Genomic DNA, 20,137 nt, shown 5'->3' with positions numbered 1-20,137 from the left:
GCCGAGGCCATTCGCTACGCCCTCGGCCGCATGCCCAAAGCCCGGGCCTATCTGAAAAACGGCCAACTCGAGCTGGACAACAACATCTGTGAGCGGTCAATCAGGCCGCTGACTCTCGGGCGCAAGAATTATCTCTTCATGGGATCGGAAGGTGGTGGCAAGGCTGCCGCGATCGCCTACTCCCTCATCGAAACCGCCCGCATGAACCGCATCGATCCGGAAGCCTGGCTGACATGGGTGCTGGCCCACATTGCCGATCACAAGATCAACCGCATCGACGAACTCGCGCCGTGGAATTGGCAGCCACGTTGAATGTCAACGGCGGTCACGCCGGACGGATACGATCAGCCCGATGATGGTAAAAAGCGACATCGCCAGCCCGAAACTGGCATGGCCCCAAACTGTACCGATCAGGCCGAACGGGATCACGGCGAGCACGACAAGCGGCTGTGTCCAGCTGCCAAAGACCCAGCCAAGCACAAGATAGATACCGAGGATACACAGCAGAAACCCCATCATGGCCTCGGTCAGGAACTCTTTTTTTTGCAAGGCGAGTCCACCGAGAGTCCATTCAAGGTTATGGCGCGTAGCGATTGCTGGCAGGATATCGTTGCGCAGAAGAGCGCCGATTTCAGCCGCGCGGGCGGCATCATCCTCTGCGATGCTGCCGCTGACGGTGACGACCTTGCGCCCATTCTCACGCTCGACCGAGGAAAAGGCGACCTTGCCAGTGGTTGTGACGATTTCGCCCAAGGGGACGTATTCGCCCGATCCGGTGCGCAGCAGGGTGCGATCCAGAAAATCTGCGGTCAGTTCAGAAGCGGGTGGACGGACGGTGACAGCGGTGGTGCGTACACCGGCAGGGAATTCGATAGCGGTGATACCGTTCAGGCGGGTAAACAGCTCTGCCCCGACCGCATCTGTCGAAAAGCCCAACATCTCTCCTTGCGGGGTCAGGGCCAAAGAGACGTCCTCTTTGCCGAAAGGCAGGCTGTCTTGAACGCCGGTTACCTCCGGGAATTGCCGCAGTGCTACGATCAGGTCAGTTGCCGCAGCCTTCAGCGCGAAGCTGTCGTCGCCGTAAAAGTTCACCGAGAGGGAATCGCCGCCAGGCCCCGCGCCCTGACTGCGAAAAGTCAGAAGAGCCAGACCAGGCGGGCGCGCTATCTCTTGTTGCAGTTTACGCACGAATTCTTGCGCCGAGAACGGTCGCAAGTCGGCATTCACCAGCCCGATGTCGATAGAGCCCAGCGTATCCTGGTCCATCGTGTCCTGCCCGGGCAGACCCTTGGCGCTGGTGCCACCAACCTGTACCAGCGCGTGCACGACCGGGTTCAGGCCGATCTCGGCCTCGTACCGCTTGGCAACCACATTCACCGCTCGCTCCAACTCCAACGTCATGGCACGGGTCTCGGCGCGATTGTCCGGACTGGGCAACAAGGCAAAATTGCCCGTGATCGATCCGCTTTCCGGCGCGGTGTAGAACTGCCAGACAACGTCCCCCCTGATGATTGCCGAAACCGAGGTGGTCAGGGCCAGGATCATCAGCGCAACCACCAAGTATCGCAGCCGGATCACCCAGCGCATCAATGGCACAAAGCCATGCTCGTTTACCCATGAAAAGCCGCGATTGAACAACTCACTGGGCCGATCGTACCAGTGCGATCTGGCCTCCGCCGCCAGGGCGTGGCGCATATGGTTGGGCAGGATAAGAAAGCTTTCCACAAGCGAGGCCAGCAAGACCGCGACAACCACGTATGGAATGTCGCCAATCAACGACCCGAAAGTGCCACCAATGAACAGAAGCCCGATAAAGGCCAGCACTGTTGTGACCGTCGAGCTGAACACAGGCCCCAGCATCCGGCGCACGGCCCTGACGGGGGCGACGTCAGAGCTTTCTCCCAGAACGCGCGCGCGGTGGTCGGCATGTTCAGCCACCACGATGGCGTCGTCCGCCACGATTCCAAGCGTGATGATCAGCGCGAACAGGGTCATCATGTTGATCGTCAGACCGCCAACATACATGACGCCCACGGCGGCGAACATCGACACCGGAATACCCATAGCTACCCAGATCGCCGTGCGGGTGTTCAAGAATAGAAACAGCACCACTAACACCAGTATCAGGCCGGCAATGCCGTTCTTCAGCAGAATGCTCGCTGATCGGTGATGAAATTGGCGCGCGCATTGATCAGTTTGATATCCACGCCCGCAGGCAGGCCTGGGCGCATTTCCTCGGTGACGCTTTTTACGGTTCTGTAGAGCCCAAGCGCATCGCCGTCCGAAGTCCGGTCGACCCGGATGAGAACGCCCGGCTTGCCCTCAAGATAATAGGCGCGCCCGGCATCGGCACCCGTGACGGTGACTCGCGCCAGGTTGCGAACGTACAGCTTTGACCCATCGGGAGCGAGGCGCGTCACCATGTTGCGGATGTCTTCGGCTTTGCGCAATTCTTCTCCGGCGCGCAGCCGGGACAGTCCGCCTGACACCTCGCCTGCGGGTCTGGTGTTGGCCTGCGCCGCGATTGCATTGGCCACGTCTTTCAGCGTCGTGTCGGTGCGCACCCGCGAGACTTCGGGGACGGTGACCTCGATCTGGGGGGCAGCGACGCCGGTAATTGTGGTTCGCGTCACCCCGGCTCGAAACAGCCGTCCAACCAGATCATCGCCGATTTGCCCCAGTTGTTCGGGCGAGATATCGCCATAGATGGCCACCTCCGTCACCTTGTCCTTCCAGACTCCGCGCCGCACGATGGGCTCGTCGGCGGTGTCCGGCAGGTTTCGCAGCGTTTCAACCGCCGCCTTCACGTCTTCGGTGGCGCGGCCCATGTCCCAGCCAGCTTCCAGCACCAGCGTGACGGTGGCAGACCCATCCTTTGACACCGAGGTCGTGCTTTCCACCCCCTCGATGGTCTGTAACGCGGGTTCCAGAAGCGCTACGATGGCGCTGTCCACTTCCTCGGGGCCAGCACCGTCCCAGTCGACGACGACTGTCACCGTATCGATGACAACGTCGGGAAAGAACTGCGAGCGGATCTTGGTTGCAGCAAAGATGCCAAGCGCCAGCATCAGCACCATGACAAAACTCGCCGCCGTGCGGTGGCCCGTGAAATAGGCAATGATGCCGCGATCTCTTTGGGAGGGGGTTTGCGCGCGCACCACCTTCATTGCTCCGCCATCTTGGCTTCGAATTTCTCTACCGTTGCGATCGGCACTTCGGGTTCATTCAGCTCTGTCAGCACCCGCGCCTTGGAGTCGGGCTTCATGGTTTCGTTGCCTTCGACAAAGGCGATCAGTGCCGCGCGGCGGATGTCATCCAACGCGATGGTCGTCGGCGCAGCCGGAGCCGCCACAACGGTGTCACCATCGGCTGTTGGCAGAACAGGCTGCACCCGAATGCCCGGTCCAAGCTGTAAGGCTCTGGTGATCACGTATTGTCGACCAAACGGAACGCCGGACACGATCAGATCGTTGCCTTGCTGGCGCAGCAGTTTTGCCTGAAATTCCTCCAGTCGGTTGTCCTCGGCGATCAACAAAATCCGCCCGTCAGCGGTGGCCGCCGTCGCCGGGATGCGCGCAACTTCAGACAGTGGGCGTTCGGGGATTTTCACTGTCACGAAATCACCGGGCAGCACCAGAGTCGTATCGAGGTCGACCAGACGGGCATACACAAGCCGCCCCACTTGGTCATCGCCCACATTCCCATCGACGCGATCAACCTTGGCAGTGATCTCATGAACCGCCTTGCCGCTTTGTGAAACCAGGGTCACCTCGGTTTTGCGCAGGCCATTTTTGTCGTTCAACAGCCTCGAGTACTGGGTATTGGTGACACGAAACGCAACTTCGATGTCAGTCGGGTCGATGATCTCGGCCAGTTTTTCGTTTGTCGAAACCAACCGCCCCAAGGCCGCATCGGCATCCATTACCCTACCCGCAAAGGGGGCTGCGACCGTGGCTTCCGTCAACATCCGGCGGGCTTCGGTCAGGGCGATCTCTCGGCGGGCAATGGCGATTGCGGCTTGGGCAACTCGCGCCTCTGCACCAGCAACTGATTGTTGTCGGCTGATCAGTGTCTGTTCTGCGGCAGCCCGGGCAAGCACCGCTGCTTCGACAATAGTATCGGTCGCAACGCCGCGATCACGCAGTCCTTGCTGGCGGGAAAGTGCTTGGTCTCGCAGGTCTAACTGCTTGCTTGATGCCTCAGCTTCCAGCTTGGCAAGTTCAAGCGCCGCTTTGGCCTCTGCCTGTGCGGCATTCACCTCGAGCAGATCCGTCTCGGCCAGCGCCAGCGCGGTTTTCAGGCGCGCAGGGTCGATCTGGAACAGAACCTCGCCAACAGAAACAGAGCCGCCATTGCGGAAGTTTTCGGACAGCCCAACCAGCACACCGGGCACCGAACTGCGGACCTCCAGCGAACGGCCACTGGAAAGCCTGCCATAGGCGGTGATGATGGGCGTCACGGTTGCAGGCGTCAGTGTCGCGACGGCGACGGAAAAGACCTGTTCACGCGGAGTGCGGAGTTTGGTCGCTGCCAAATCAGCGTTCAAATAGGCGTGATAGATTTGTCCACCAGCCGCGATCAGGACGGCACATGTCACGCCGCCGACCATCAAACCGAAAAGCGTTCGTGAATAAGTGCCCAAATGAGGATCTCCAAATAGGTCAAATCATGTCTGATTTGTCATATTCACGTTTCAATATATTTCGCGTTACGTCAATGATCGAAATCAACCAGAGTAGAGAACCGCATTGCTGCACAAGTCTGACGACGGAGGATTCACTTCGAGAATCCATGGCGTTAGATGCGGTGCATGAGCAAGCCATGTCCCGCCTGCTATCGCACGACGAACTGGTCCAGCTAGAACGCGTCGCTGCGCAAGCGAGGATCCCCTGCTGATCCATTGCCCGGCAGCACATGCCCGCATGTGCGAGAGGGTGGGTCGACAAGGACATGACCTGGCACGCGCCGCGTGACGGTCGGCTCGGGCGTCCGCCGGTCTTTTCCGACGCGGCCATTCACCGAAGTCGAGATTTGTCGCCACGATGATGGACGTGCGCTCGTAGAGGCGGCTGACGAGGTTGAACAGCCGGTCTGGGCAAACTGGAGAAATGCGCCGTTCAAGGCACCAAGACCACTCCCTGAGACGCGGCGAGAGACTGCATTCGCTGCATCTGTCTAAGCATGAGGTTGCCACGCAGAGGCCCGTGGCGGCCGACGGCGTTTCCTTGTGGGTCGCCCTAGCTAGAAACCTTAGTCCGCAGGGGGCACATAACCGAAAGCAGTCACTTCCTTTTCAAAGAGGTCGCCGACAATCTGCTGCAATTCGGGCGTATAGATCCCCGTCCGTTTTGGCGCGGACTTTTGCCGGGCTCCCCGCGCTTTCGCCCTTGGCAACCAGCCATCCCAATCGCGCCCGAGTTGGCCCAGGACCGTTTGCAGGTCGCTGTGCAGGCTTTCAAACCTGATGATCTTGTCAACGGCGATCTGATCGTCGATCGTATAGAGGGGCCAGTTGTCCGGCTCGCCCGCTACAATCCCACCCAGCGTTTCGCCATCCCGGATCGCCTTGACGAAGGCGTCAAAGGTCGGGGGTGTCTCAACATTGCGCGTACGCCAGAAATAATCGGACACCACTCTGTCCCACGGATTTCGCACCACGCAAAACTTGGTATAGGAGGCCCAGGCTTCGGGGAAAGCTGCGGCGATCGCAGTGGCGCGCGCATGGTACGGGTACGCCCCGAGAAGGCCACGATACAGCCTGTGAATACGCTTTCGCGCGCGTTCGGCCCGACGGGGCGCTCCCAAGGCACCCGAAAGATGCATCCGATCCTCGATGCGCGTCCGAATTTTCCGGTCCGGCACCTGCCCTGCCTCGGTATAGACCCTGTCCGGAAAGGGAATGCCCGCCTCGAAGGTTTCCTTAAGGCCGCTCAATTGCAGGTCTTCGGGACCAAGATAGCGCGACAACGCGACGCTGATCGAACTGCCCGCCGTCTTGCGGCAATGAAGAAAAATGAAACGGTTGCGATGGCTGAGAATCACGAATGCACCTTAGGTATCAAGTCTTTGGCAACCTCGCGCATCAACCGGTCCGTCAGGTCGCGCATCCCGGCACCCGGCGCCACGTGATTGATGTTCAGGAAACGGTCCGGCGCAAGATCGAAGACGTCGGGCCGCAGGATGCGCGGGCAGGCAGCCGTCTCGCAGTCTGCAAGGGCTTTGTCAAAGGCGCTGCCACCGGTCGGCCCCGCCACGATCGGATGCACCCAGCCAAGAACCGGCGCACCCAGTGCGGCGAGCGACGCGCTCGTTTCCCGCCACGCCCGCAAGGCGTTTTCGTCAAAGGGGATCTCGCCGCGGTAGACGGCTGCGATCTCGTGATCGCGTTCGCGCTCCCAGAGAGGTTTCTTGGCTTTGCCGGGCGTCCTCTGGCGCTCAGCAAGCATGCCACGCAATTCCGGCGCCCAGTCAAGCTCTTGCCCGCCCCTTTTCGCGCGGCGCAAGGCCCCGGCGGAGGCATAGAACACGTCGTCTAACTCCACGTCCCCCTTAGGCGGCACTGTCGACAATAGGACCGGATCGAATTCATGCAGCACGGCGGCGACATTGTTGAATGTTGCGACTTCGGCCAGATGACGAGCCATGCGGGCAAGGCCGCGTGCCGTCAGCGCGGGCAGACCGATGTTCAGGACGCGCAGATCACGCCCGGCGGATCGCATCACGGCGTCACCATGGACCGTGTCTATTGCGCGCATCGTCCCGGATGAGCCGAACGCAAGCACCAATGGATGTTGCGACCCCGACAGAACCGCGGGGGACGCGTTCAGGAATGCCAAAGCACGGTTTGCCCGAACGATCCTGTCTCCGGGGATGGCTGCCAGCGCCGTCGCCGCATCCTGTCCCCTTTCGATATTATCGACCAGGTCGGCAAAGCTGAGGTTCGCCAACAGCGCGACACGCGTCTCGTCCAGCTCGACCCCGAAATCCTCTGCGAAGACCATGGTGAGATTTACGAAATCGAGACTGTCCATTCCCGCCATGAGCAAATTCTCGGCAGTGCGGATCTCACTTGTCGACAGAGTCGGCTTGATCCGCAGGACGGCGTCCAGCACGCGGGCCTCGAACGAACCGGCACCAATCGCCTCACGGGTGGCAAGCCGTTCCTCTATGGTGCGGGCGATCGCAGGGCGGTCGATCTTGCCGCTGGCATTTTTGGGAAGTTCCGGCAAGCCGAACAGGCTCGACGGGATCATGTAGTCGGGCAACTGCGCCTTCAGCGTGGCACGGTCGAGCGTGGGCTCGGCCTGTTCGGTCTCGGCCGCCGCGATCACATGAGTGGCATTGGGATCGCCCGGAGGCCATGTCAGCGCCACGACCGATGCCCCGGGAAACAAGGGGCGAAGCGCGGCTTCGATCTCGCCCAGTTCGACGCGATAGCCGCGAATCTTGGCCTGGAAATCGCTCCGACCGTGGAAGTGGAGGATACCTTTGCGGCATGAGACAAGATCGCCGGTATCGTAGAACCGACCCGAGCGATCCGGCAGCGTGACGAAGGCTCGTTCCGTGCGTTCGGGATCGTTCAGATAGCCCGCCGCGACCTGCGCGCCACCCAGATGCAATGTACCGATTTCGCCTTCGGGCACGTCGTTCCCGTCCTTGTCGACGACCAGCGCGGTCATCCCGGGAAAAGGTGTCCCGATCGGGACAATCTGATCGCCGGGACCGCGCGCAAGATCGTAACGCAAACAGGCGATGGTCGCTTCGGTCGGGCCGTACCAATTTTCGATTCTCGCCTGCGGGGCGGTCCGCTGCCAGGCGGTGGCAAGATCCGATGGCAATGCTTCGCCGCAAAACAGCGCACAGCGCAGCGCGGGAAAGGCACCGGGTTTCAACGCCCCACCGCGATGCAGCGTGCTTGCCAGCGTTGGGACGGAGAACCATTGCGTAATGCCTTCGCGCGCCAGAAAGGCCGCCGGATCGGCCAGATCACTGGCAGACGGAACACAAAGCGCGGCCCCGCTGGACCAGGTGACGAATAGGTCATGGACCGAGAGGTCAAAGGTCAGGTCGAAGGTTTGGGAAAAACGATCTTCTGCCGTCGGTGTCAGAAGGGCCAGGGCGTTGTCCAGATAGGCCCCGAGGTTGGTCTGGCTGATTGCCACCCCTTTGGGGGTCCCCGTCGAGCCGGACGTGAAAAGGATATAGGCGGCCTCGTCCGGACGGGCGCGTGTTGGCGTCCAGCCAGCCTGAGTCCCGGCCGGCGGGTCCTGATCGACGATCCGCAGATCTGCCTCGGTGCCTTCGGCGATACGCCGAGCCTCTTCGGCAAAGATCGCCCCGCACATCAGGTGCGTTGCGCCGGAGCGGCGCAGAATCTCACGGTTGCGGGCATCCGGAAAGCGACAGTTCAAAGGCACATAGGTTCCGCCGGCCAAGACAGTGGCGAGGATGGACAGGTAGGCTGAGGCATGCCGGGCCGCATAGACCGCCACCACAGGTTTGCCAGGCGTTAAGTGCGATGCAAGGTCTGCGGCGGCCGCGAACAGGCGCTCATAGCTCCAGTTTTCGCCGTCCACACAAAGGGCTGGACGATCTCCATGAGCCCCCGCTGCGGCAACAAGCCGTCCGGCCAGATCGGGCAGCCGTTGCCCCGGGGGCATCTCAGTTGCCGCGCGACCGGCATAGGGCAGCAGCACCGGCGCAGCCTGCCGGTCGAGGTCGGCGTGATGCTTGGTGTTCGCCACCGTGTAAAAGGGTGACCATTCCTTGTTTGTCCACCGCTCCAGCGGTTCGACGAGGGACGGCCAGACTATCGGCCACCGGGCGGCCTTGCCTTGCGGATGATCCCTCTTGTACCCAAGCCGATCCATCAGCGGTCCGACCATGGATTCGACGGCCACGATCTGCCGCCGTGACAGGCTGTTCCGGTACTTGTTGAAATTGCCGCTCATCACCGGGCGTGCGAGGTTCTTCCACGCGTCTTTTCGGGTCGAGAACGCCTTGACCGTATCGGTCTGGTGGAATTCCAGCATCTCGGGTTCAAAGGCGAAGCCTGCAAAACGGCACAGGTCGCGCAGCACGCCCTCTGGGTCCGCGACAAGGTCTTCGTACCGCTGAAGGAAAACGCGATTCGGTCCGAAATGGCCCAGCATTCGCAGTCCGAACCGCTGGTCCGAGGCCCAGACTTGCATCGCGTTGCGAAACGATCCAAACTTGTTTCCAAAGGCGCCGGTCTTCAATGCCACGGCTGAGGAAAGGTAGTCGCGCGGATCGCGGGTCTGGAACACGAAACGCGCGTCCGGAAAAGCGTCAATGATCTGGGCGGCGGCCTCGTGCAGTTCATTTTCCTTGACCATCACCATGTCGGAGCCGGTTTCCGCAAGGATACCACCATAAAGTGCGCGCAGGATTTCCCTTGGCACGAATGGGTCGGCGCCTTCGATGCGGGCTGCAATCGCGGCGGCCACCGGGGCCGGAAACTGCTTGTGCAGCCTTTCCCGGACCAGTTGCAGCATCGCTTGCGCCACGGGTCCGTCGCGGTCGCCATGGACCAGCGCGTCGGCGCGTACAATGACGTCGCGAATCAGGTGCAGCGGTTGCGGTGCGCTGACCTTCGGATGAGCGTCCATCATCGCTCGTATCAGGTTGGAGCCCGATCGCTCGGAACATATCAGGAAAAGAATCTGGCCCTCGGTCATGGCTTGAGCCTTCTTTCGGACCGTCCGAAGCCCAGCACGTAGGCCGGGCCCTGTGGGAAACTTCTGACAAGGGCACGCAGATGTAGTGGCCAATGCTGCGGTGCCCGCCAGTCGGTGGGCGCACGCACCTCGACCTCGGTGCGTTTCTCGGCCAGCACGGCTTCATTCGACGGCGGGAACAGATGCTGCCGTGCCCATGTGACCCTCGCGGAGCGGCTGTCCTTGAACAGGTCGGGCGGCAGGTCCTCTCCGACCCAGCGAAGTGCCTCGCGCAGCGCAACCTGAGGCGCATCGGTGAAGTCTTCGTATCGTAACGACCGATGGTGCAGACAGGCCGCGTCATGCCACCTTTCCAGTCGGCGCTGACGCTTGCCCCAGGCATCCAGCCGCTGTGTGATCCGACCCGGTTTCTTCTTGGCCCAGCTACAGGCGACGGCGCGTGGATCGCGCACAAGGTTGAGAACGTAGAGGTCGACCGTATCGGTCAGGTGGCAGGCCAACGCGAACTCCGGCGATTTCGAACTGTCGACCAAAAGCCGCGCACCGGATACCGCGACAAGCACCTGCAACAGACGGCCCAGCCTGTCGAGGAATCCGCGATGCGCCTGTGCCAGGTCTTGTAGCCCCGATGTCGCGTTCCAGTCCGCAAGCTGCGCGGCCTCGGACATGAAACGCCGCAAATCCGCATCCTCTGCCGCCAGCATTTCTGCCGTATGCTCGGGAAAGGCCCGGCGGCGCACCTCGCCCCAGAACACGCAGTTGTTCACCGTCGCCCCGCAGGTGCAGGAGACATCCGTCGCCCAGCCCGACAGTGCGTCGCGCAACTGGCCGATGTTGAATGCGCCCTCGTCCTGCGTCAACAGGACGGACAGGATCGTTGTGCCGGACCGACCGGAGCCGGAAATCGTGAGGATGGTGGAGCGTTCGCAGGTCATATTGTCCAGTCCGGTCATGGCTCGGGCCTTATGCCAATTGGCATCTGGATTTTGAAGCCAAATAACGCGCCTCCTTTCCCTTGACAGGCTGGCGGACTAAAGGCCGTTCTTGCGGTGAAACAGGTCGAAAGAGCCGCGCCTTGAGGCGGCCAGCCGAAGGATTTCCTTTTGCAAGGCCATGAGACGCCCGGTATCGACGGCGCAAATATCCGATACCCTGTTCAGGCCGCGCACGCACCGGTCGGCCTCGCCCGGAGGGACAGAGGGTTCGCAGATTTCGGGGAACTCTACGCCAAAGGTCGCTTTGATCCGTCCCAGGTCCAGCGCCCACGCTTCGATGGCCGCCTTTATTTCCGGGCGCAACCGGGGCGCTCATAACCCGGACTGGTCCGGTCCGCCTATTCGACAAGCGCCTTCATCCGCTGCAGCCTCTTGCGGTGATAGCGCGTAGGGGCCGCAATTTCACGCCGCATGGCCTGCATGCCTTTGGCGCTGAAAGTTGTGTTCGCATAGATCACTATGGTGAACTCCGGTCTCTTTTTCAGATCCTGTTGGGAAAAGGGCAGAAAATGGGAGGCTGGCTCCGAGGCCAAGGCTGGCGTCAGGAAATGGATAGACATTTTCAACCACAAACGACCACATTCTGCCCTGGGCGGCAAACCACCTGCCGGGGGCTATTGGCAGAGAAGTGCCCCCCGATCAGCAGGTGCAAAGAGTAGCTTAAACTGCGCCAGAACCTGTCCAACGATTGGGGGGGAGCTCAGTAGCCAAGTTCTGGGGTGGCTCGGGCCAGCTCACGCTTTGCCCCAGAAGACGGGCTGGAGCAGTTTCCCGCTCCCGCATCAGAAAAGACCAATAAAATATGGTTTTATCCGATCCTGTAGTTCGGCGACTCCCGGGTGATCTGCACGTCATGCACATGGCTTTCTTTCAGGCCCGCGCCGGTGATCCGCACAAAGCTGCAATTTCGGCGCATTTCTTCGACCGTGGCGCAGCCGGTGTACCCCATGGCCGCGCGCAATCCGCCAACCAGTTGGTGGATCACTGTGCCCGCCGGACCCTTGTACGGCACCTGCCCTTCGATCCCCTCGGGCACCAGTTTGTCGCTGGCCGCGTCCTTCTGGAAATACCTGTCCGCAGAACCGCGCGCCATGGCCCCCATAGAGCCCATGCCACGATACGCCTTGTACGACCGGCCCTGATACAGGATCACTTCGCCCGGGCTTTCATCTGTGCCAGCGATCATGCTGCCCACCATGGCACAGCTTGCCCCGGCGGCGATTGCCTTGGCGAAATCACCGGAAAACTTGATGCCGCCATCGGCGATCACCGGCACATCCCCAGCCGCGCGCGCGCAGTCCATGACTGCGGTCAGCTGTGGCACGCCCACCCCTGCCACCATTCGCGTGGTACAAATCGACCCCGGGCCAATGCCCACCTTGACCGCGTCCGCGCCGGCACCGATCAGCGCCTTGGTTGCCTCGGCTGTGGCGACGTTGCCCGCAATAACCTGCACATGGTTCGACAGACGTTTGACCCGTTCCACCGCTTCCAGAACCCCGGCAGAATGGCCGTGCGCCGTGTCCACCACGATGATGTCAACCTGCGCATCGACCAATGCCTCTGACCGCTCAAAGCCACTGTCGCCCACGCCGGTGGCCGCTGCAACACGCAGCCGCCCCAGACCGTCCTTGCAGGCCGTCGGGTTCAGCACCGCCTGCTCGGTGTCCTTCAGCGTCAGCAAGCCTGTCAGCTTGCCGGTTGCGTCCGTCACCAGCAGCTTTTCGATGCGCCGCGCCTTCATCAGGTTGATCGCTTCCTGACGGTCGGCGGGTTCGGTCAGGATGGCCAGGTTGTCGCGGGTCATCATCGCCTGAACCGTGGTCGCGTCATTTTCGGCAAAGCGCATGTCGCGGTTGGTAACGATGCCCAGAACACGATGATTTTCGTCAATCACCGGAAAGCCGGTGAACCCATAGCGTTCGGTCAGCATGCGCGCATCGCCGAGCGTCTGGTTGGGCCGCAGCGTGACCGGGTTGTAGACGATCCCGCTTTCAAAGCGTTTGACCCGGCGCACTTCCCGCGCCTGCTCCTCGACCGTCAGGTTCTTGTGGATCACACCCATGCCGCCCGCCTGCGCCATCGTGATGGCCATACGGCTTTCGGTCACCGTATCCATGGCCGAACTCAGCAGTGGAATATTGAGCGCGATGGATTGTGTGACCTTGGTGCGCGTGTCCGCCGTCGACGGCAGCACGGACGAGGCCGCAGGTACAAGCAGAACATCATCGAAGGTCAGAGCCTCGCGAATCTCCATGGGGGCACTCCTTGGGAGGGATCGGTTGGCGCGTCCCTATCGCATGGGCAGCGGGGAAAGGAAAGCCCACGCAGTGACCCGCATCACTCCGCGTCTCTGCGGGGGCGATCCTCGCGCCAGCGGTCCTCCATGATCAGATCATCCAGCGGCAGCCTTTGCCGCCATCCCCGCGCCTGCAATTCGGGCTGGTCAAAGGCTTCGGCAATGTGGCCGACGCACAGATAGGCAACCACCTCGACCGTGTCTGGCAGGTCCAGCAAGTCGCGCAGATCCTGCTGCCGGAATATGCTGACCCATCCGACACCCAGCCCCTCTGCCCGCGCCGCCAGCCACAGGTTCTGCACTGCGCAGACCGTCGAATACAGGTCCATGTCGCGATTGTGTGTGCGCCCCAACACCACCTTTCCACCGCGCGCCCGGTCGCAGGTCACGGCGATGTTCAGCGGCGATTTCAGGATACCTTCGAGCTTTAACGCCGCGTATTTGTTTCGCTTTTCACCATCAAACATCTGGCAAGCTTCTGCGTTTGCCTCCGCAAAGGCCGCGTGTACCGCCTGCCGTCGCGCCTCGTCGCGGATCAGGATAAAGTTCCACGGCTGCATGAACCCGACCGACGGCGCGGCATGGGCGGCCTCCAGCACCCGGCGCAACATATCGGGCGCTATCGGATCAGGCAGGAACTCATTGCGCACGTCCCGGCGCGCATAGATGACATCGTACACCGCCCGGCGTTCGGACGGGGTGAACTGGCGCGCCCTTTCGGGGGCGATCAAGGGATCGGACATATGCGGCCTCGCAACTGACAACGACCAGACGCTTTCCAGGCGTCGGTCCATGTCGTCAGGCCGGTCTTCTGGCTTGGGATCTGCCGAAACGCACGCCTTCCCGGGATAGCCCAGTGGCACTCGTCCGTTCCGTCCCCCCTTACAGCGGCGGGCCCGCGCTGGAATTTCACCAGCTTCCCGATTCTCCCCGGCAGGGGCACCTGACAGACGCAGATTGCGGTGATCCGCAATGCGCGACAACCCGCGATCCATCTTGATTTGCGAAAACAGGCGCCCCGGGGACGCCTGTTTTGGTCAAAGACTTAATGTGTTTAGTCCGCCTTGGCCTCCAACGCCTTGATTGCATTACCGATTGCCTCGACCGACCATGCGAAATCGACATCCAGCGCCGTGTCGAACACCCAGTAATCCCGCGGCACATAGAAGTTGGCGGCATAGTTCGAACCGCGCCCGCCCCATGCGGCAAGCCCGTGGCAGGTCATGCAGTTGGTCTGGATGCCCATGTCGGTGGTCGTGGTTGTCCACGCTCCTTTGCCATCCGGCGTCTGGACTGTCTCCATGATCGAGATGACAGGCGTGCCAAAGCCCGCCTCCAGGTAAGGATTGAAGGCCGTGACCAGTGCGCCGACATTCTTGCCGCCGACCAGTGGCTGCGCCGGCACCAGCATCGAATAGGCTGGGGCCATGGCATAATGCGCTGCCTGCGACGTCAGGGTCGAAGGCCGCGCCGCTGCAATCGCGGCGCTGGAGGGCGTGTTGGGATGCGCGGCATCCGCCTCCCACCAAAAGGTCTGCCATGTCCACTGTGTCGTCTCACGAGAGGTGACATGCATCGCCACCAGCAGCGCAATCGCCGGGCCGTCACCGCCAATTTCCTCGGTCTCGCCGGTGGTCTTGTTCACAAAGGCGGCATCCTGCGCCTTCAGATCCACAGCGATGAAATCGTCGACGGAATAGATATTGCCCGCACCGGGGCTTTTGCAGTTCACGTCCACGCCGGTCGAGGTGGTCGGTCCTTTCAGGTCCATGTCGACATAGACACATTGCTGCCACAGCGTTTCGGGATAGCCACCCGCCTTCATGTCAGGTGACCAGTCGGCCAGATCCGGAACGCCCGGCCATGCGGTAAAGGCATACAGTTTACGTGTGCGCCCGTCGCCATCGGTCCAATCGGTCAGTCGGTCCTGTGTGATCAGCTTGTAGACCGGTTTGACGTTCACCGCATTGTCGGGGAACTGCACCTTGTCGCCGTCCGCCAGCAACCTGTCCAGAACCTCGGGCTTGCCCGTCCCGGTTTCCAACAGATACGACGCCGAGGGCGGGCTATAAGCCACGTTTTCCAGCACATCAGTGTTCACGATGATCCCGGCGGCATTGGCCTTGGGCTCTGTCCCGTCCTTCTTTTCAGAGGCGGCATCGGCCAGAAACCCATCCACCAGGCCGTGGCGGAACATCTGCGAGGATTCACCCAGTTGGAAATGGCTTTGCGGTTCCTTGCCCGTAAAGACGGCTATGACATTCGCCTTGGTCAACCACGTTTGATAGGTCACGCGGGCAAAGGCACCCTCACCATCGACCGGATTGGTCAGGCCCGCCCAAATGCCCCAGGCATGGCCGTGAATGGCCGCAGCGTTCTGCGGATCGGCATAGATCCATGAATTGATCTCTTCCTCGGCTGTGGGGAAGACCACCCCGGGCGCCGGTTCTGCGGGCATGTCGACGCCGAAATCCTGCGCCCCTGCTGCCAACGGCAGGAAAGCCAATAGCCCTGCCTTAACTCCGAAATAACGCATTCCTGTTTCCTTTTCCCAATCCAAGGCTCGCTTCAAGTGACGTTACGTTACATAACGTAAAGGAGAAAACAAAGCGCATCATTCAACTTTTACGGTAATAACGCGCTTGACACATTGCGCCCCTTGCCGCGCGGGGCCTGACGGATAGGCTCTGCTCAACAACGGAGAGCGCATATTGACCCACGGATACGACAGCGGCCGCCTGAACCTGCCCTTTACCGGCATCTGCACCTTTGCCCGTGCGCCTTACCAACCGGACTGGAGCGCGCTGGACGCCGATGCCGCCATCCTTGGCGCGCCTTTTGACGCGGGCACGCAGTGGCGCGCAGGCGCGCGGTTTGGCCCGCGCGGCGTGCGCGAGGCGTCGACCCTTTTCAGCTTTGGCCACGCGGGTGCCTATGACCATGAGGACGACGTCACTTACCTGGAGGGCGTCCGCATTGTGGACATGGGCGACGCAGACATCGTCCACACCGACACCTTGACCAGCCACGCCAATATCCGCCGGGGGGTCGCGGCGGCGCTGGACGCGGGCGCCCTTCCCGTCACCATCGGCGGTGACCATTCCGTCAACATCCCCTGTATCGAGGCCTATGAGGGACGCGCGCCGTTTCACCTGCTCCAGATCGACGCGCATCTGGATTTTGTCGATGAACGGCACGGCGTTACCCGCGGCCACGGCAACCCGATGCGCCGCGCCGCTGAAAAACCCTGGGTGACGGGGCTGACGCAGGTCGGTATCCGCAATGTCTCGTCCACCGCCCGTGAAGGGTATGAGGACGCCCGGTCGCGCGGGTCGGACATCCTGTCGGTGCGCCAGATGCGTGCCCTTGGCGCCGAGGCCACCGCCGCCCGTCCGCCCCAAGGCGCGCCAGTCTACATCACCATCGACATTGACGCCTTTTGCCCCTCGATCGCGCCGGGCACCGGCACGCCCAGCCACGGGGGGTTTCTGTACTACGAGGTGCTGGAACTGTTGCAAAACGTCACGCGCACGCACCCCATCGTCGGCATCGACCTGGTCGAGGTCGCGCCCGACTATGACCCCACCGGAAGCACCGCGATCCTTGCGGCGCAACTGTTGATGAACCTGCTGGGTTTTGTCTTTCACGCCGGGTTGCCCCGCGCCTGAGACGGCGCCCTCGCCTTTGACACACGGCGGGAAAACCGGCTTTGGCGCGGCTCTGCCTTCGGCGGAGCGGCGCGAGTCGTCACGCAGCCCCTTGCCGTCACCGCCCTGTCACGCTTGTGTGGTCAGGAGCGCAACGCTACTCAGAACTGGACCCGCCCATGACCGCCCCTCTCGCCGGATATGTCATTCTTGACCTGACGCATGTACTGGCAGGCCCCTTTTGCACCATGTCCCTGTCGGACATGGGCGCGCAGATCATCAAGGTCGAATCGCCGGGAACCGGCGACGACACCCGCGCCTTTCCGCCCTTCAAGGATGGCAAATCCGCCTATTTCGCAGGACTCAACCACGGCAAGAAAAGCATCGCACTGAACCTCAAGGGAGATGAGGACAGGGCGATTTTCGAACGCCTGCTGGGACGGGCGGATGTGATTGTCGAGAATTTCCGCCCCGGCGTGATGGAACGTCTGGGCTATGGCTGGGACGATTTGCACGCCGCCTTTCCACGGCTTGTCTACGGGGCGGTGTCAGGTTTTGGTCACACGGGGCCGGATTCGAAACGGCCTGCCTATGACATGGTGGTGCAGGCGCGCGGCGGCGTCATGTCGATCACCGGCGAAAAGAACCGTGAGCCGGTGCGTGTCGGCGCGTCGATCGGTGATATCGTGGCGGGCATGTTCCTGAGTCAGGGCATCCTTGCCGCATTGCTGGACCGTGACCGTAGCGGCGTAGGCCGCAAGATAGACGTGTCGATGCTGGACAGCCAGTTGGCGATCCTTGAACACGCAGTCGCATTGACCACCGTCACCGGCAAGGCCCCGGGGCCATCCGGCGCACGGCATCCGTCGATCAGCCCGTTCGAGACATTCCATGCCAGCGACGGGCTGTTTGTGATCGCAGCGGGCAACGACAGGCTGTTCGAAAAACTGTGCATCGCACTAAATCTGCCCATCTCGGACGATCCGCGTTTTGCCACCAACCCGTCGCGCTGCAAACACACCCGCCTGCTGAAACGCCTGATCGAGGCGGTGACGCTGGACAATACCCGCGCCTATTGGATCTCTCGGCTGACTGCCGCAGGCATCCCGACCGGGCCGATTCAGGACGTGGCCCAAGTGTTGAAAGACCCGCAGATCATCGCGCGCAACATGGTCGTGGACGTGTTGGACAAGAACGGTCGCCAAGCCTACAAAGCCGCTGGAAATCCGATCAAGATGAGCGATGCGCCGGACCCGACCACCCGCGGCCCCGCGCCGGATCTGGATGGCAACCGAGGCGAGATCCTGCGCTGGCTGGAACAGGGATAGACCTCTGTCCGGCGGCCATGCCGCTTTCCGGCACAAACCTGACGCGGCATCGCCTTTCCATCGGCGCGACAGGCGCTATGGTCCGCCGCAACACCCGACGGAGTCACAGACATGGCGCAAGACCCCCTTGTTATTTTCACGCCCTCAGGCAAGCGCGGCCGCTTTCCTGTCGGCACACCGGTACTGACCGCCGCGCGCCAGTTGGGCGTCGATCTGGATTCGGTCTGCGGCGGGCGCGGGATCTGTTCGAAATGCCAGATTACCCCGTCCTATGGCGACTTCTCCAAACATGGCGTGCATGTGGCACAGGATGCCCTGTCCGACTGGAACGCCGTCGAGGCGCGCTATGACGAAAAGCGCGGACTGAAGGCAGGCCGCCGCCTTGGCTGTCAGGCCGCCGTTCAGGGCGATGTGGTGATCGATGTCCCCCCCGAAAGCCAGGTTCACCGCCAGGTCGTGCGCAAGGCGGCAACCGCCCGCGTGATCGAAATGGATCCGGCAACGCGCCTGTACTACGTCGAGGTGCAGGAACCCGACATGCACGAACCGACCGGCGATCTCGAACGTGTCGCCCGCGCACTGGCAGCACAATGGGATATCCCGGAGATATCCACAGAGTTTTCCACACTTTCCAAATTGCAACCCGTTCTGCGCAAAGGGGGGTGGAAAATCACCGTCGCCTTGCACAAAGACGACTCAGATGCCGTGCCGCGGCTTGTCGCAGCCTGGCCCGGTCTGCATGAGGGCGGGATCTATGGCCTTGCCATTGACCTTGGTTCGACCACCATCGCGGCGCATCTGACCGATCTGGACACCGGCGAGGTCAAGGCATCCTCAGGCATCATGAACCCGCAGATCCGCTTTGGCGAAGACCTGATGAGCCGGGTGTCCTACGCCATGATGAACCCCGGCGGCGATGCCGAAATGACCCGCGCGGTGCGCGAGGCGCTGGACGCGTTGGCGGTCGAGATTGCGGCCGAGGCCGGCATTGACCCCAGCCTGATCCTGGAGACGGTGTTTGTCTGCAACCCGGTGATGCACCACCTGCTGCTGGGCATTGACCCGGTGGAACTGGGCCAGGCGCCCTTTGCGCTGGCCACCTCGAATGCCATGACGCTGACCGCCCGCGATCTGGACCTCAAGACGCTACCGCCTTCGGCGCAAATCTACATCCTGCCCTGCATCGCGGGTCATGTAGGCGCCGATGCCGCCGCCGTTGCGCTGTCCGAAGAACCCGGAAAATCCAATGACTTGGCGCTTATTGTTGATGTGGGCACCAATGCCGAAATCCTGCTGGGCGACACCACCCGCGTGCTGGCCTGTTCGTCCCCGACTGGACCGGCATTTGAGGGCGCGCAGATCAGCTCCGGCCAGCGCGCCGCCCCCGGCGCAATCGAGGCGATCCGAATTGATCCCGTGACCAAGGAACCGCGTTTCCGCGTGATTGGCTGTGACAAGTGGTCGGATGAGGACGGCTTTGCCGAGGAAACCGCCGCATCTGGCATCACCGGGATCTGCGGGTCCGGCATCATCGAGGCGGTGGCCGAAATGCGCATCGCGGGCCTGTTGGACCCCTCCGGCCTGATCGGCGGTCCCGACAAGACCGGCACGGACCGCTGCATCCCGGAGGGGCGCACCTTTTCGTATCTGGTGCATGACGCCAGCGAAGATGGCGGGCCGCGGATCACCGTAACCCAGGGCGACATCCGCGCCATCCAGCTGGCCAAGTCCGCACTCTACGCGGGTGCGCGCCTGCTGATGGACACGCGCGGCGTCGACAAGGTGGACCGGGTGGTGCTGGCCGGGGCCTTTGGCGCGCATATCTCGCCACTGCACGCCATGGTGCTGGGCATGATCCCCGACGTGCCACTGGACAAGGTCACCAGCGCGGGCAACGCCGCCGGCACCGGCGCACGCATCGCCCTGTGCAACCTAGCCGCCCGGCGCGAGATTGAACGGGTCGTGCGTGAGATCACCAAGGTTGAAACAGCAATCGAGCCAAAGTTTCAGGACCATTTCGTTGCCGCCAATGCGATCCCCCACGCCACAGACCCGTTCCCGGAGTTGAAAAAGCTCGTCAATCTACCTGACGTCAGTTTCAACTCGGGTGGCGATGACCGGGGCGGACGGCGGCGGCGCAAACGCGCCTGACCCGCCCGGGCGTGGGGCT

At 62.1% G+C, this 20,137-nt stretch carries 15 protein-coding genes, 2 pseudogenes and 1 riboswitch; of the genes and pseudogenes, 5 read left to right on the top strand and 12 right to left on the bottom strand.

All coding sequences use genetic code 11. The annotated features are described in order from the left end of the window. Window positions 1-312: transposase domain-containing protein (locus tag CHB90_RS20680; protein ID WP_141135935.1), on the top strand; the 312-nt coding region annotated here is incomplete at its 5' end. A 3-nt stretch (window positions 313-315) separates the two neighbouring features. Here the strand turns inward: CHB90_RS20680 and CHB90_RS20675 are convergent. The 9 genes and pseudogenes from CHB90_RS20675 to CHB90_RS27585 form a co-directional block, all read right to left on the bottom strand. Next, window positions 316-2,109 (bottom strand): efflux RND transporter permease subunit, encoded by a 1,794-nt coding sequence (locus CHB90_RS20675; RefSeq protein ID WP_170941129.1) that lies wholly within the window; start codon window positions 2,107-2,109, stop codon window positions 316-318. A 35-nt stretch (window positions 2,110-2,144) separates the two neighbouring features. Next, window positions 2,145-3,167 carry an efflux RND transporter permease subunit gene (locus CHB90_RS27365; protein ID WP_089279728.1) on the bottom strand — a complete coding sequence of 341 codons (1,023 nt, stop codon included), beginning with the start codon at window positions 3,165-3,167 and terminating at the stop codon, window positions 2,145-2,147. Then, complete coding sequence (locus CHB90_RS20665) at window positions 3,164-4,642, bottom strand: efflux RND transporter periplasmic adaptor subunit (protein WP_141135934.1); 1,479 nt, start codon at window positions 4,640-4,642, stop codon at window positions 3,164-3,166. Before CHB90_RS20665 ends, CHB90_RS27365 begins: the two co-directional genes overlap by 4 nt. Before the next feature lie 366 nt (window positions 4,643-5,008). Then, window positions 5,009-5,086: pseudogene (locus tag CHB90_RS26830) on the bottom strand (ATPase); the annotation flags it as partial. 164 nt (window positions 5,087-5,250) lie between these two features. After that, the gene (locus CHB90_RS20655) at window positions 5,251-6,042 is read right to left on the bottom strand and encodes a sulfotransferase family 2 domain-containing protein (protein WP_089279726.1); all 792 of its coding nucleotides are present in this window, start codon (window positions 6,040-6,042) and stop codon (window positions 5,251-5,253) included. Further along, a complete protein-coding gene (locus CHB90_RS20650) occupies window positions 6,039-9,698 on the bottom strand; it encodes an amino acid adenylation domain-containing protein (protein WP_089279725.1) in 3,660 nt (1,219 codons plus the stop codon). Before CHB90_RS20650 ends, CHB90_RS20655 begins: the two co-directional genes overlap by 4 nt. After that, entirely contained in the window at window positions 9,695-10,651 is a 957-nt protein-coding gene (locus tag CHB90_RS20645) for a sulfotransferase (RefSeq protein ID WP_089279724.1), read from the bottom strand. Before CHB90_RS20645 ends, CHB90_RS20650 begins: the two co-directional genes overlap by 4 nt. A gap of 78 nt (window positions 10,652-10,729) precedes the next feature. Then, window positions 10,730-10,996 (bottom strand): hypothetical protein, encoded by a 267-nt coding sequence (locus CHB90_RS20640; protein ID WP_089279723.1) that lies wholly within the window; start codon window positions 10,994-10,996, stop codon window positions 10,730-10,732. Window positions 10,997-11,031: 35 nt separating this feature from the next. Next, the gene (locus tag CHB90_RS27585) at window positions 11,032-11,253 is read right to left on the bottom strand and encodes a hypothetical protein (RefSeq protein WP_170941128.1); all 222 of its coding nucleotides are present in this window, start codon (window positions 11,251-11,253) and stop codon (window positions 11,032-11,034) included. Here CHB90_RS27585 and CHB90_RS27095 point away from each other — a divergent pair. After that, window positions 11,204-11,311 (top strand): annotated as a pseudogene (locus CHB90_RS27095) (integrase core domain-containing protein); the annotation flags it as partial. The gene CHB90_RS27585 and the pseudogene CHB90_RS27095 overlap by 50 nt on opposite strands. A 190-nt stretch (window positions 11,312-11,501) precedes the next feature. Here the strand turns inward: CHB90_RS27095 and guaB are convergent. From guaB to CHB90_RS20620, 3 genes are all read right to left on the bottom strand, one after another. Beyond that, on the bottom strand, window positions 11,502-12,950 hold the full coding sequence (gene guaB, locus CHB90_RS20630) for an IMP dehydrogenase (RefSeq protein ID WP_089279721.1): 1,449 nt from the start codon (window positions 12,948-12,950) through the stop codon (window positions 11,502-11,504). Window positions 12,951-13,033: 83 nt separating this feature from the next. Beyond that, window positions 13,034-13,735: a 5,6-dimethylbenzimidazole synthase gene (gene bluB, locus CHB90_RS20625; RefSeq protein ID WP_089279731.1), complete on the bottom strand. Its 702-nt coding sequence runs from the start codon at window positions 13,733-13,735 to the stop codon at window positions 13,034-13,036. Window positions 13,736-13,776: 41 nt separating this feature from the next. Next, window positions 13,777-13,954: riboswitch (cobalamin riboswitch) on the bottom strand. 92 nt (window positions 13,955-14,046) lie between these two features. Continuing rightward, window positions 14,047-15,528, bottom strand: coding sequence for a hypothetical protein (locus tag CHB90_RS20620; protein WP_089279720.1), 1,482 nt, complete (start codon window positions 15,526-15,528; stop codon window positions 14,047-14,049). Window positions 15,529-15,700: 172 nt separating this feature from the next. Between CHB90_RS20620 and speB the strand changes: the two genes are divergently transcribed. The 3 genes from speB (at window position 15,701) to CHB90_RS20605 (ending at window position 20,118) form a co-directional block, all read left to right on the top strand. Beyond that, complete coding sequence (gene speB / locus CHB90_RS20615; protein ID WP_170941130.1) at window positions 15,701-16,660, top strand: agmatinase; 960 nt, start codon at window positions 15,701-15,703, stop codon at window positions 16,658-16,660. A 158-nt stretch (window positions 16,661-16,818) separates the two neighbouring features. Then, the gene (locus CHB90_RS20610; RefSeq protein WP_089279718.1) at window positions 16,819-17,967 is read left to right on the top strand and encodes a CaiB/BaiF CoA transferase family protein; all 1,149 of its coding nucleotides are present in this window, start codon (window positions 16,819-16,821) and stop codon (window positions 17,965-17,967) included. Window positions 17,968-18,078: 111 nt separating this feature from the next. After that, complete coding sequence (locus tag CHB90_RS20605; RefSeq protein ID WP_089279717.1) at window positions 18,079-20,118, top strand: ASKHA domain-containing protein; 2,040 nt, start codon at window positions 18,079-18,081, stop codon at window positions 20,116-20,118. Window positions 20,119-20,137: the final 19 nt, after the last annotated feature.

It is taken from the genome of Antarctobacter heliothermus, assembly GCF_900188425.1.
Lineage (GTDB): Bacteria > Pseudomonadota > Alphaproteobacteria > Rhodobacterales > Rhodobacteraceae > Antarctobacter > Antarctobacter heliothermus.
The sequence above is the reverse complement of the archived record's forward strand: the minus strand, read 5'-3'. Positions and strand labels throughout refer to the sequence as shown.